General features: G+C 71.5%; 9 protein-coding genes. 6 read left to right on the forward strand and 3 right to left on the reverse strand.

The window, feature by feature from the left end; translation table 11 throughout:
* The first annotated feature begins 114 nt into the window (after window positions 1-114).
* The 3 genes from PHA84_RS01155 (at window position 115) to PHA84_RS01165 (ending at window position 4694) form a co-directional block, all read left to right on the forward strand.
* On the forward strand, window positions 115-1236 hold the full coding sequence (locus PHA84_RS01155; protein WP_270886246.1) for a GuaB3 family IMP dehydrogenase-related protein: 1122 nt from the start codon (window positions 115-117) through the stop codon (window positions 1234-1236).
* A gap of 153 nt (window positions 1237-1389) precedes the next feature.
* Entirely contained in the window at window positions 1390-2982 is a 1593-nt protein-coding gene (locus PHA84_RS01160) for a succinic semialdehyde dehydrogenase (protein WP_270886247.1), read from the forward strand.
* Window positions 2979-4694: a GMC oxidoreductase gene (locus PHA84_RS01165; RefSeq protein ID WP_270886248.1), complete on the forward strand. Its 1716-nt coding sequence runs from the start codon at window positions 2979-2981 to the stop codon at window positions 4692-4694. Before PHA84_RS01160 ends, PHA84_RS01165 begins: the two co-directional genes overlap by 4 nt.
* An 81-nt stretch (window positions 4695-4775) precedes the next feature.
* On the opposite strand, the gene PHA84_RS01170 is transcribed toward PHA84_RS01165, so the two are convergent.
* The gene (locus PHA84_RS01170; RefSeq protein ID WP_270886249.1) at window positions 4776-6581 is read right to left on the reverse strand and encodes an ABC transporter ATP-binding protein; all 1806 of its coding nucleotides are present in this window, start codon (window positions 6579-6581) and stop codon (window positions 4776-4778) included.
* Entirely contained in the window at window positions 6578-8314 is a 1737-nt protein-coding gene (locus PHA84_RS01175) for an ABC transporter transmembrane domain-containing protein (protein ID WP_270886250.1), read from the reverse strand. Before PHA84_RS01175 ends, PHA84_RS01170 begins: the two co-directional genes overlap by 4 nt.
* A gap of 102 nt (window positions 8315-8416) precedes the next feature.
* Here PHA84_RS01175 and PHA84_RS01180 point away from each other — a divergent pair, with 102 nt between their 5' ends.
* The 3 genes from PHA84_RS01180 to guaA all read left to right on the forward strand — a co-directional run bounded on the left by PHA84_RS01180 (window position 8417) and on the right by guaA (window position 11215).
* The gene (locus PHA84_RS01180; RefSeq protein ID WP_270886251.1) at window positions 8417-9211 is read left to right on the forward strand and encodes an SURF1 family protein; all 795 of its coding nucleotides are present in this window, start codon (window positions 8417-8419) and stop codon (window positions 9209-9211) included.
* Entirely contained in the window at window positions 9208-9543 is a 336-nt protein-coding gene (locus tag PHA84_RS01185; RefSeq protein WP_270886252.1) for a DUF3817 domain-containing protein, read from the forward strand. Before PHA84_RS01180 ends, PHA84_RS01185 begins: the two co-directional genes overlap by 4 nt.
* Before the next feature lie 91 nt (window positions 9544-9634).
* Window positions 9635-11215, forward strand: a complete 1581-nt coding sequence (gene guaA / locus PHA84_RS01190; protein ID WP_270886691.1) for a glutamine-hydrolyzing GMP synthase — start codon at window positions 9635-9637, stop codon at window positions 11213-11215.
* Between the two features lie 745 nt (window positions 11216-11960).
* Here the strand turns inward: guaA and PHA84_RS01195 are convergent.
* Window positions 11961-13004, reverse strand: a complete 1044-nt coding sequence (locus PHA84_RS01195; protein WP_270886253.1) for a hypothetical protein — start codon at window positions 13002-13004, stop codon at window positions 11961-11963.
* Window positions 13005-13008 lie beyond the last annotated feature (4 nt).

Here is a 13008-nt window from a genome sequence, read left to right on the forward strand (position 1 = left end):
ACGACGGGACGTCGCCCCCCGCCCCCGGGTGGCGGCCGAGCCGCGCCCCACCTCCGCGACACCCGACGACGGGACGTCGCCTGCCGCGCCGGGAGGGGCCGATAGCCTTGAGCGGTGACTGAGATCGAGATCGGCCGAGGCAAGCGAGGCCGCCGCGCCTACTCCTTCGACGACATCGCGGTGGTGCCCTCGCGGCGTACCCGTGACCCGGAGGAGGTCTCGGTGAGCTGGCAGATCGACGCCTACCACTTCGACATCCCCGTGATCGCCGCGCCGATGGACTCGGTGATGTCCCCGGAGTCCGCCATCGCCCTCGGCAGGTTCGGCGGCCTCCCGGTGCTCGACCTCGAGGGGCTGTGGACCAGGTACGAGGACCCGGGTCCCCTGCTGGCCGAGATCGCCACGCTCGACCCGGCTACCGCGACCGCTCGGATGCAGGAGATCTACGCCCACGACATCCAGCCCGGGCTCATCACCGAGCGGCTGCGTGCGGTGCGCGCCGCCGGCGTGACGGTCGCCGGCGCGCTGAGCCCGCAGCGCACACAGCAGTTCTGGAAGATGGTCGTCGACGCGGGCGTCGACCTGTTCGTGATCCGCGGCACGACGGTGAGCGCCGAGCATGTCTCGGGCCGCGCCGAGCCGCTCAACCTCAAGCGGTTCATCTACGAGCTCGACGTCCCCGTCATCGTGGGCGGCGCCGCGTCGTACACGGCGGCCCTGCACCTCATGCGGACCGGGGCCGCAGGCGTCCTGGTCGGCTTCGGCGGGGGTGCGGCACACACGACCCGCCGCACGCTCGGCATCCACGCACCGATGGCCAGCGCCATCGCGGACGTCGCGGCCGCCCGCCGCGACTACCTCGACGAGTCCGGCGGCCGCTACGTCCACGTCATCGCCGACGGTGGCATGGGCACCAGCGGGGACATCGTCAAGGCGGTCGCGTGCGGGGCCGACGCCGTGATGCTGGGCGCAGCCCTGGCGCGCGCCACCGACGCACCGGGGCGGGGCCTGCACTGGGGGCCGGAGGCGCACCACCCCGAGCTGCCTCGTGGGTCCCGCGTCGAGGTCGGCGCCGTCGCGCCGCTCGAGCGCATCCTCTTCGGCCCCGGCCGGACGGCGGACGGGTCCACCAACCTCATCGGTGCGCTGCGCCGCGCCATGGCCACGACGGGCTACTCCGACCTCAAGGAGTTCCAACGTGTGGAGGTGGTCGTGGCGCCCTACCCGGGGAGCTGACGCGAGCCGGCGCGGACGTGCGGCGTCGGATGACGTGGGCCGGCGCGGCTGACCCAGCGGCGTGCGCTGGCGGGACGCAGGCGGACGAGCGGGGCCCCGTCGGGGAAACCTACTCCCTGGTAATGCGGGTGAGCCGGACCTACGCTGGCCTCTATGCCTCCGGACCTCGTCGCTGACCCCGAGACCGACCCGAGCGCGACGTATGCCGTGGATCCGGCCCTCGTCCGCCGGCTGGCCAGGCGCGTCGTGTGCGGGCCGCGGGCCACCCAGCAGGTGAGCCACACGCCGCTGACCGGAGCGCCCCTGGCGATGCTGCCCGTCTCCACTCGCGAGGACGTCGCGGTCGCAGTGGACAGCGCCCGGGCCGCGCAGCGGTCCTGGGCGCGCACCCCCATGGAGCTGCGCGAGCGCATCTTCCTTCGCTACCACGACCTGGTCCTGGAGCGGCAGGTCCAGCTCCTCGACCTCGTGCAGCTCGAGTCGGGCAAGACCCGGCGTCAGGCCTTCGAGGAGGTCGCCGACGTCGCCCTCGTGTCCCGGCACTACGCCCGGTCGGCCGCGGGCTACCTGCGTCCGCGGCGCCGAGCCGGGGTGTTCCCGCTGCTGACCCGGACGGTGGAGCACCACCACCCCCGCGGCGTGGTGGGGGTCGTCAGCCCCTGGAACTACCCTCTGAGCCTCGCGGTGACGGACGCCGTACCCGCCCTGCTCGCCGGCAACGCAGTGGTGCTGCGACCGGACCCTCAGGGCGCCCTCACCGCGTTGCTGGCGGCCCAGCTGCTCACCGAGGCCGGCCTGCCGGAGTCCGTTCTCCAGGTGGTGCTGGGCGACGGTCCGACGGTCGGACAGGCTGTCGTGGACCTCGTCGACTACGTCTGTTTCACGGGGTCCACCGCTACCGGGAGAAACGTCGCCGAGTCGGTGTCCCGGCGGCTGGTGGGCTACTCCCTGGAGCTCGGCGGCAAGAACTCGATGTACGTGGCCGACGACGCGGACCTCGGCAAGGCGGTCGACGGCGCGGTCCGCGCCTGCTTCTCCTCCGCCGGACAGCTGTGCATCTCCGTCGAGCGGCTCCTGGTCCACGAGGCCGTCGCCGACGAGTTCACCCGGCGGTTCGTGTCGGCGGTGCGGCGGATGAGGCTGGGCGCCGAGCTTGCATACGGCGCCGACATGGGCTCGCTGGCCTCCTCCGGGCAGCTGGAACGGGTCACCGCACACGTCGAGGACGCCCGGGCCAAGGGCGCCCGGGTGTTGACCGGAGGTCGCGCCCGTCCCGACGTGGGGCCGTACTTCTACGAGCCCACGGTGCTCGACGGGGTGACCGCCGCGATGGACCTGCGGGACGACGAGACGTTCGGACCGGTCGTCGCCATCTACCGGGTACAGACGGACGAGGAGGCCATCCGCGCGGCCAACGACACGGACTACGGCCTCAACGCGTCGGTCTACACCCGGGACGTGGCCCGTGGCCGTCGGATCGCGGTGGCCCTCCAGTCGGGGACCGTCAACGTCAACGAGGGGTATGCCGCCGCCTGGGGAAGCGTCGCCGCGCCGATGGGCGGCATGAAGCAGTCAGGGGTGGGTCGCAGGCACGGCAGCGAGGGGATCCTCAAGTACACGGAGTCGCAGAACGTGACGGCGCAGTACCTCCTGCCGATCGCGCCCACCCCGGGGATGTCGGAGGAGCTGTACGCCAGGCTCCTGACCGGAGCGCTCAAGGCGCTCAAGGCCGCGGGCCGCGGGTGACCGCCCTGCCCTCGCCGGCGCCGGGTGCGGCGCCGGAGCACTACGACGTCCTCGTGGTCGGCTCCGGGTTCGGCGGCTCCGTGACCGCGCTGCGGCTCGCTGAGAAGGGCTACCGGGTCCACGTGGTGGAGTCCGGTCGCCGGTTCCGGGACGAGGACTTCGCCACGACGTCGTGGGACCTGCGTCGCTACCTCTGGGCGCCCAGGCTCAGGTGCTTCGGCGTCCAACGGATCCACCGGCTTCCGGACGTGATGATCCTGGCCGGCGCCGGGGTGGGCGGCGGGTCCCTGAACTACGCCAACACCCTGTACGTGCCTCCACGGTCCTTCTTCGAGGACCGGCAGTGGAGCGACCTCACCGACTGGGAGGCGGAGCTCGCCTCGCACTACGCGACGGCCAGCGCGATGCTGGGCGTCGTGACGAACCCGTGCGGAGGCGTCGTGGAGGACGTCATGCGGCAGGCGGCACGGGACCTCGGGGTCGAGCACACATTCGGCAAGACGCCGACCGGCGTGTTCTACGGCATGCCGGGCACCCGTGTGCCGGACCCCTACTTCGGCGGCGCGGGACCCGAACGGACCGGCTGCACCCTGTGCGGCAACTGCATGGTGGGCTGCCGTGTCGGAGCCAAGAACACCTTGGTCAAGAACTACCTCGCGTTGGCGGAGGGCCTCGGGGTGACGATCGAGCCGCTGCGGACGGTGACGCGCGTGGAGCCCCGCCGCAACGGAGGGTACGCGGTGACCCACGAGGCCACCGGTGCCTGGCTACGCCATGACCCGCGCACCGTCACGGCCGACCAGGTGGTCCTCGCCGCCGGGACGTGGGGCACCCAGAAGCTGCTGCACACCCTGCGCCAGACCGGCGTCCTGCCACGGCTGTCGGCTCGGCTCGGTCACCTGACACGGACGAACTCGGAGGCGCTCAACGGCGTGATGCTGGAGCGCGTCCCCCCCCGGCACGACCTTTCGAAGGGCGTGGCGATCACCGCCTCGTTCCACCCCGACGCCGACACGCACGTCGAGAACGTGCGCTACGGCAAGGGGTCCAACGCGATGGGCGTCCTCGCGACGATCCTGGTGCCCGGCGACCGGCTGCCCCGTCCCGTGCAGTTTCTCGTCGAGGTGGCCAGGCACCCGAGGCTGTTCGCGCGCTCCCTGTCCCAGTACCGGTGGAGTGAGCGGACCGTCATCGGGCTCGTCATGCAGAGCCGCGACAACTCCCTGCAGGTGACCGGGCGCCGCGGTCTGCTCGGTGGCCGCACTCTCACCTCCCGCCAGGGGCATGGTGAGCCCAACCCGACGTACATCCCGGCCGGACAGGCCGCCATGAAGGCGGTGGCCGAGCGGCTGAGCGCGGCGACGGGCCTGCGCGCGTTCGCCGGAAGCAGCGCCGGGGAGATCGTGAACATCCCCCTCACTGCGCACTTCCTCGGCGGGGCGGTGATCGGCGCCAGTCCGGAGCGTGGCGTCGTGGACGGCTACCAGCGGGTCTGGGGCTACCCGGACCTTCACGTGGTCGACGGGTCGGCGGTCTCGGCGAACCTGGGGGTGAACCCCTCGCTCACGATCACGGCTCAGGCCGAGCGGGCGATGTCGCTGTGGCCGAACAAGGGCGAGGCCGACCCCCGTCCGGCGCAGCACGAGGGCTACCGGAGCGTCCAGGCCGTGAAGGCGGCACGGCGGGCGGTCACGTCGTTCACCGCGGCCTGACGCGCGCGGTGCGGCTGGAGACGAGCCGGGGGATGGGTCTCCAGCCGCACCACCCGGACAACGAGATGGCGCGAGCGGGGGTTACGCCGTGCCCTGAGAAACTTCGGCGGAGCCCACCGACTCGGACGGGCCCGGCTGGTCGCGCCAGGACGCCCACAGCGCGGCATACGCTCCACCCGCCTCGACAAGCTCCTGGTGGGTGCCGATCTCGCTGACCGCTCCGTCCTCGATGACGGCCACCCGGTCGGCGTCGTGGGCGGTGTGCAGACGGTGTGCGATGGCGACCACCGTGCGACCCGCCACCACTGCCGCCAGAGACCGCTCCAGGTGCCGTGCCGCCCGGGGGTCGAGCAGTGACGTCGCCTCGTCGAGGACCAGCGTGTGCGGGTCGGCGAGGACCAGCCGCGCGAGGGCCAGCTGCTGGGACTGGGCCTCGGTGAGCGCATGCCCGCCACTGCCGACCCTGGTGTCCAGACGTTCAGGCAGCTCCGAGACCCAGGGCGAGGCGTCCACGGCGCGGAGCGCGGCCTCGAGCTCCTCCCCGCTCGCCCGGGGCCTCGCCAGCAGCAGGTTCTCGGCCACGGTGCCCACGAAGACGTGGTGCTCCTGGGTGACCAGGGCCACCTCTCCCCGAAGCTGGTGCAGGTCCAGGTCCACCAGCGGCACCCCGCCCACCTCGACCCGCCCCTCCCGGGGTCCGTCGATCCCGGCCATCAGCCGGCCCAGCGTCGACTTGCCGGCCCCGGACGGGCCCACGACGGCGAGGCGCTCGCCGGGCCGCAGGTCGAGGCTGACACCGCGCAGCACGTCGTGACCTGGCCGGTAGGCGTAGCGGACGTCGCGGACCGCGAGGTCGGAGCCCTGCGGCTGGCGACCGGTGGGGCGGCGGTCGGGGGGCACGACGCCCACCCCGATCACGCGGGCCAGGGAGGTGGCCCCGACCTGGATCTCGTCCAGCCACATCAGCACGTCGTCCAGCGGCTGGACCAGCTGGTGGAGGAACAGCGCGACAGAGGTCGCGGCGCCGATGCTGACGTGCCCCTGCAGCACCAGCCACCCGCCCCACAGGACGGCGCCCGCGACAGGCAGGAAGTAGCCGAACTCCACGATGGGGAACCAGCGCAGGCGAAGTCCCAAGGTGTACCGCTCGGCCGCGTAGCACTCGTGCAGCGCCTTGTTGAACCGCGACCGCCGCACTCCGGCGAGTGACAGGGCGTCGATGGTGCGCGCTCCCTCGACCGTCTCGGACACGACACCGTTGAGCGCGGCGTACGTCGCGCGCTCCCACAGGTAGCCGTCCCCGGCCCGGCGGAGGTAGCGGCGGGTCGAGACCCAGTACAGGGGTAGGCCGATGAGCACCGGCAGGGTTGCGGGGACGGAGGTCGCCAGCGCAGCGACCAGGGTCATCACGACGGTCACCGAGGCGACGAAGATCGAGGGGACCCCGAACCGCACCACGTGCGAGAGCGCCTCGACGTCGTTGGTGGTGCGCGCCACGAGGTCGCCGGTGCCTGCTCGCTCGACGGTCGACAGTGGGAGGTTCACGGCACGACCGACGAACTGCTCACGCAGCTGCGCGAAGACGTTCTCGCCCAAGATGAACGACCCGCGCCGAGCCGCCCAGGTGAGCACGGTCTGAGCGACGACGGCCCCCGCGAGGGCAAGGGAGATCCGGTCGACCTGCGCTACGTCACCGCCGCCGCTCACCTCGTCCACCAGCCGCCCCACGAGCCAGGGGCCTGCCAGCCCTGCAACGGCTGCCACGGCGTGCAGGCCGAGGACCCGGGCCAGCAACCTGCGGTGCGCGCTCACCAGCCCGCGGGTATGCCGCCAGACCGCGGCGGAGTCGGCGACCGGGAGGGTGCGCCGGGCGTGGTCCGTCATCATCGGTCGTCCTCCTCGCCTCTCAGGACGGTCTGGCGGTACGCGGCGTGCTCGAGCAGCTCGCGGTGGGTTCCTCGCGCGGTGGCGAGCCCACCCTCGAGCAGCACCACGTCGTCCGCCTGGGCGAGCAGCAGTGGGCTGGCCGTGGTGACGACGGTGGTGAGGCCGCGGCGATGCCGGGCCAGGCGTTGCGCGATCCTCGCCTCGGTGTGGGCGTCGACGGCGCTCGTCGGCTCCACCAGGACCAGTACCGGCGCGTCGGTGAGCAGCGCCCGCGCCAGCGCGAGACGCTGGCGCTGGCCTCCGGAGTACGAGCGGCCGCGTTCCTCAACGAGGCCGTCGAGCCCCTCCGGCACCGCGTCGAGCACGTCCAGGGCGCTCGCCGTGTCGAGAGCGCGTCGAAGGCGCGAGTCGTCGTGCACTCGTGGGCCGGTGCCGACCCGCGACCCCAGGAGCTGGTCGCGCAGGACCCCGGTGAACAGACGGGGGTCGGGCTCGCTGACCACGATGTGCCGCCGGACCTCTGCGACGGACAGGTCCTGCAGCCGGATGCCGCCCCAGGTCGTCTGGTGGGGACCGGGGCCGTGTCTTGCGAGCCGGTCCGCCAGTGCCGCCGAGTCCTGCGGCCGGGCCGACACCAGGGCGGTGAGCCGGCCGCCGCGCACCAGCGTGCCGGACACGGGGTCGTACAGGTCCGCCTCGGATCGGGGGACGGGGACCCTGCTCGGCGCGGTGGCGTCGTGGTCGGGCGGGACCGTCATGACCCGCAGCATCTTCCGAGCCGCGATGTGGGCGCGCACGCCCCGGTCGACGACCTCCACGGCGGTCTGCATCGGCATGGTGAGGAACGCGGTGTAGCCGTAGAACGCCACGAGCTGTCCCGCCGTGAGCCGGCCCTCCAGGGCCAGCCGCGCCCCGAGCCAGGTGACGAGCACGACGAACACTCCCGGCAGCAGCACCTGCGCCGAGTCGAGCGCCGCCTGGACGCCGGCAACCCGCACGCCGACGGTCCGGACCCGCTGGGACTGCTCTTCGTACCGCCGTAGGAAGGCCTGCTCACCACCGATGCCCCGCAGCACCCGCAACCCGGCCACAGTGTCCGCGCCCAGTGTCGTGAGCCTGCCGGCCTCCTCGCGCTGCTGCGCCTGGCGGCGCTGCAGGGGCCTGACCAGCAGAGCCAGCGACGCGAGCATCACCGGGCCGCCACCGAGGACGAGCCAGCCGAGGTCCGGTGACGCCGTGAGCAGGACGGTCGCCACCACCGCGTAGCTGCACAGGGCACCGGCCAGGCGGCCGAACGCGTCGTACAGGCCGCCCAGGCGCATGATGTCGTTCGCGAAGACCGCGACCACCTCACCCGCGGGGATGGACCTGGTCAGCGCAGGTCCGGCCCGCTCGGCCCCTCGGGCTGTCAGCTGTGCTCCGCGATAGGACGCGGAGAGCCAGTTCTGGACGGCGAAGTAGTGCCGGCCCGCGCCCGCGGCCGCGGCGACGGCACCGAGCGCGGCAAGGACCAGGGACCAGCGCAGGAGCCCTGGCTGGTCCCGCGCGACGATGCCTTCGTCGATGCCCTTGCCCAGTGCGGCAGGGACCAGCGCGATGGAGACCATCCACACCACCCCGGTCAGCATCCCCAGGACCTGGGTCCCCCACTGCTTCCGCCCGACCCAGATCATGAACCGCGCGGTGCTGCGGGTGTCGGGCCGGCCAGGGTCGGGGAAGGGGAGATCGCGCATCAGGCGTCCCACGGTAGGCGGCGTCCGGACCTGGACGACACCGAATTACCGTGGCCACGAGCGCCCTGCGGGCGGCTGCGACCGGTCCCGTAGCCTGATCCGGTGCTGCGGACCGCCCTCAAGCCCAGGTGGCTGAGCCTGTTCGTCCTCCTGGTCGCCATCATCGTGACCTTCACCCAGCTCGGGCTCTGGCAGCTCCACGTGGCGCAGGACAAGGGGCTCGTCGACGCGCTGCGCAAGGCTCACGAGGCACGACCCGTGCTCATCGACGCGGTCATCCGGCCGCACGTACCCTTTCCGAACCCCCAGTCCGGCCGCGCCGTGACCGCCGCCGGGACGTATGCGGGCGGCCAGCAGCTCCTCGTCGGCCCGCGCCGGCTCCAGGGTCGCACCGGGTACTGGGTGCTCACCCCGCTCGACGTGCGCGAGACGGGCGCTCGGCTCGCCGTCGTGCGCGGGTTCGTGACCGACCCGACGCACCCGCTCGCAGCACCCACCGGGCCGGTCTCGGTGGACGGGTCGCTGGCGCCGGGGGAGTCACCTGGGCCTCAGGCCCCCCGCGTGCCTGGCTGGCCGCAGGAGCCGCTCGGTTCGGTGGACCTCTCGGTGCTCGTGAACCGGTGGTCCGGGGACCTGTACAACGCCTTCGTGTTCGCCCAGACCGAGAGGTCGGCCGACGGCACGGCCATTGCGTCCCCGCCCGGCCTGCAGCGGGTCCCGCCACCGGAGGTGACGGCCGGCCTGAAGTGGCGCAACGCCGCGTACGCCCTGCAGTGGTGGCTCTTCGCGGGCTTCGCCGCGTTCATGTGGTTCAGGATGGTGCGCGATGATGCGGCCCGAGACAGTTCCGAGCCCCGCGAGCCTGCCGCGGCCGTACCCGAGGAGAGCACTGCGTGAGCGAGATCAAGGACGTCGATGCCGGTCGCAAGGCCCTGAGGTTCTTCGAGGTCATGGCAGTGACCGTCGGCATCGGCCTGCTGCTGCTGGTCGCGGAGCTGGTGCTCAAGTACGGCTTCGGCAAGGACTGGCTCGACTGGTGGCCGCAGCCTCATGGCTTCATCTACCTGGTCTACATCGCCGCGACCGCCAACCTGGGCTTCAAGGTGGGCTGGGGCCTGGGCCGGATGGTGCTGGTGATGCTGGCCGGTGTGGTGCCGTTCCTGTCCTTCTGGGCAGAGCGCAAGGTGGCGGCGGAGGTCGAGGGGCGGCTCGCTCCGGCACGCCGGTAGCCTTGCGACCGTGAGCGACCCCGCAGCCGCCGACGTGACGCAGGCCCAGGACGACGACCGTGTGGAGGCGCCGCAGGGGGAGCGCGCCGAGGTGCCGGCCACGCCGCTTCAGGCCCAGCCAGTGCTGGTGGTGGACTTCGGTGCCCAGTACGCGCAGCTCATCGCGCGCCGGGTGCGCGAGGCCAAGGTCTACAGCGAGGTCGTCCCGCACACCATGCCGGTGCCGCAGATCCTCGCGAGGAACCCCGCCGCCATCGTGCTCTCCGGAGGACCTTCGTCGGTGTACGAGGAGGGCGCCCCGTCCCTGGACCCCGAGCTGCTGGCGGCCGGCGTGCCGGTCTTCGGCATGTGCTACGGCTTCCAGGCGATGGCGCAGGCGCTCGGCGGCACGGTGGCCCACACGGGGCTGGGCGAGTACGGCGCCACCCCCGCCTCGATCGCCGACGCCACGTCGACGCTGTTCAACGGTCAGCCGCAGGACCAGTCGGTCTGGATGAGCCACGGCGACTCGGTCACCGAGGCCCCGCAGGGGATGAGGGTGACGGCCTCCTCCGCCGGGGCCACGGTCGCGGCCATCGAGGACGACGAGCGACGGCTGTACGGCGTGCAGTGGCACCCCGAGGTCATGCACTCGACCTTCGGCCAGCGGGTCCTGGAGAACTTCCTGCATCGCGGGGCCGGGCTGCCCGGGGACTGGACGCCCGCCCACGTCGTCGACGAGCTCGTCGGCGCGATCAGGGACAAGGTCGGCACGTCGCGGGTCCTGTGCGCGCTCTCCGGTGGGGTCGACTCCTCCGTGGCCGCCGCGCTGGTCCAGAAGGCCGTGGGTGACCAGCTCACGTGCGTCTTCGTGGACCACGGGCTGCTGCGCTCCGGCGAGGCGGAGCAGGTCGAGAAGGAGTTCGTGGCGGCCACCGGCGTGGATCTCGTCGTCGTCGACGCCCGGGAGCGGTTCCTCTCGGCACTGGCGGGGGTGTCGGACCCGGAGGAGAAGCGCAAGATCATCGGCCGGGAGTTCATCCGGGTCTTCGAGCAGGCGGCCCGCGATGTGGTCGGGTCGCGGGGCGATGAGGAGCACCCCGTCGAGTTCCTCGTACAGGGCACGCTCTACCCGGACGTCGTGGAGTCCGGTGGCGGCACCGGGGCCGCGAACATCAAGTCGCACCACAACGTCGGCGGGCTCCCGGACGACCTGCAGTTCAAGCTCGTCGAGCCGCTTCGGTCGCTGTTCAAGGACGAGGTGCGCCAGGTGGGGCTCGAGCTCGGCGTGCCGGAGGCCATCGTCTGGCGGCAGCCCTTTCCCGGCCCCGGGCTGGGCATCAGGATCGTCGGAGAGGTGACGGCCGACCGGCTGGAGGTGCTGCGCGCGGCGGACCGGGTCGCCCGCGAGGAGCTCACCGCAGCGGGGCTCGACCGAGACATCTGGCAGTGTCCGGTGGTGCTGCTCGCGGATGTCAGGAGTGTGGGGGTCCAGGGAGACGGGCGGACCTACGGTCATCCGGTGGTGCTCCGCCCGGTCTCGTCCGAGGACGCGATGACGGCGGACTGGACCCGGGTGCCGTACGACGTACTCGCGAAGATCTCCACCCGGATCACGAACGAGGTGCGGGAGGTCAACCGCGTGGTGCTCGACGTGACGAGCAAGCCGCCGGGCACCATCGAGTGGGAGTGAGCCACCAACTCTGACCTGCGGTTTTGCGACCCGCCATCGACGACTTGAACTTGGCTCTCCTGACTCTAGTGCGCAGAGCATCCGCGTGGTGACCTGCTGGTTTGCGCACCTGCCATCGACCCCGAAAGCCTGCAACTAGCGACGACGCTTCCAGGCCTTCCAGGCCTTCCAGGCCTTCCAGGCCTTATAGGCCGCATCGAGGGCGTACGGGGCAGGTGCGATCCCCCGCGACAGCGGACCGCCCTTGAGGATGAGGTCCGCCAGTCGTGCGTCCTTCAGGCCAGCATCCCGCTGGCCTGGGGGATGCCCGGTTCCCTCAGCCAGTGCATGTGACGGATCCCGACTGCGGCGGCGAGGTAGTCACGCGGCACGATGAAGGTTGGCGGAGCCTTTGGGGCATCTTTGGCGAGCGCGACGAGGACGAACCATTCCGTCCTCTGACCGCGCCACGGATTGTGCCTTCTCGCTCATGGGCCAGTTGTTCTCGTCAGCGTTACCGGTGCAGGTCTTGACTTGAACCTCAACCAGGCGGCGGGGCGATGCTGTGGGGTCGACAGCCAAGATGTCAAAGTTCCACTGCACGGCTGGAACCCTGGCGTCGCGGCCCACCGCTATGGAACCTGGTTCCATGTGCCGCTACCTCCGGCGAGCCCGTTGATCTCACGTCACACCCACGCCTACGGGGGAGTCGCCGGGGGTGGTTTCGCGCGACGTGGCGTGCGCCTTAGGCGGGCGTGCGTGCCCGTCAGGTGTTGCTGAGGATCCAACGCCAGGCGTCGCGCTTGTACTTGCTGCCCGCTCCGAGCGCAAGCCGTTCGTCGCGGTCTTTGGTGAAGTCACCGCGTTCGCATGCTTCGGAGTGGTAGTCAATCCAGTCACAGATGGCGTGATAGGCGCTGGACGCGTCCGAGAGTCCCTCCATGCGCGACGGGAGGTGGTGGCCGGGGTGCCGGGCTTTCACCGGGTCGACGCCTTGGACCAGCAGTTGTGATGATCCGACTCGGGAGTCCGGTGTATCTCCCCACAGGTCACGGATGAGCGCGTTGGTGTGCCTCGGCGTCCAGAGCGTCTCGGACAGCCGCTCCCACAACGGCTGGGTCTCGGCGAGGTAACGCTCTACGAAGGTCTCCCTGTTGGGGCCTGGTGGTCGCGAGCGCTGTTCGAGGCGGTCTGTCACATCGCCCACGTGCGGGAACATGAGCGATGCCTGTCTAGAGTCGAGGACGTAGGTGACGCCGGTGGTTCTGTCTACCTCGACGAGTTGGAACCTGAGTGCGCCTTCGCCACCGTGGGTGTTGTACGCGAGCAGGCATACTGCTCGATTGCCTTCGCTGAAGACGCGGGCGGCGAACAGGGTGCGTTCTCCCTCGCGCCCGAAGCCGACGGCGGCGATCATCGGGGCGCGGCGTTCAATGCGGCTCGCGAAACTCTCCGTTGCCTTGGCGACCCACTGGTTCTCCGCGACGCTGTAGGCGTTGGTGACCACCGACATGACGTGCTGGGTGTCTGATCGCACGAGCGCCTTGTAGTGGCGAGCCTCAGTGTCAGTCGCTAGCCCGGGACCGGCGGGGATGATCACTTCACGGCGCATCACCGGCCAGTCCAGCCGTGCAGCGGACACCAACTCTCGGGCGGGCGCACCGTCGTCGCGCCACAGGTCCAGGGCGACACCGTGCTGGGCTGCAAAACGTAGGAACGGCGGCACCTCGCTGCGCGGATGCGCTGGCTGCAGGAACTTATCGTCGTTTAGGTAGAACAGGCCGGGTCGCGAGTCGCGGAAGTGATCCACAGGG

Origin of the sequence: Pedococcus sp. 5OH_020, assembly GCF_027812955.1 — a bacterium.
Taxonomy (GTDB): Bacteria; Actinomycetota; Actinomycetes; order Actinomycetales; family Dermatophilaceae; genus Pedococcus.

What these genes read in the sequence shown, in the direction of transcription:
- PHA84_RS01160 (WP_270886247.1), top strand. Translation starts at nt 1,390, where the DNA reads ATGCCTCCGGACCTCGTCGCTGACCCCGAGACCGACCCGAGCGCGACG.
- PHA84_RS01170 (WP_270886249.1), bottom strand. Translation starts at nt 6,581, where the DNA reads ATGATGACGGACCACGCCCGGCGCACCCTCCCGGTCGCCGACTCCGCC.
- PHA84_RS01175 (WP_270886250.1), bottom strand. Translation starts at nt 8,314, where the DNA reads ATGCGCGATCTCCCCTTCCCCGACCCTGGCCGGCCCGACACCCGCAGC.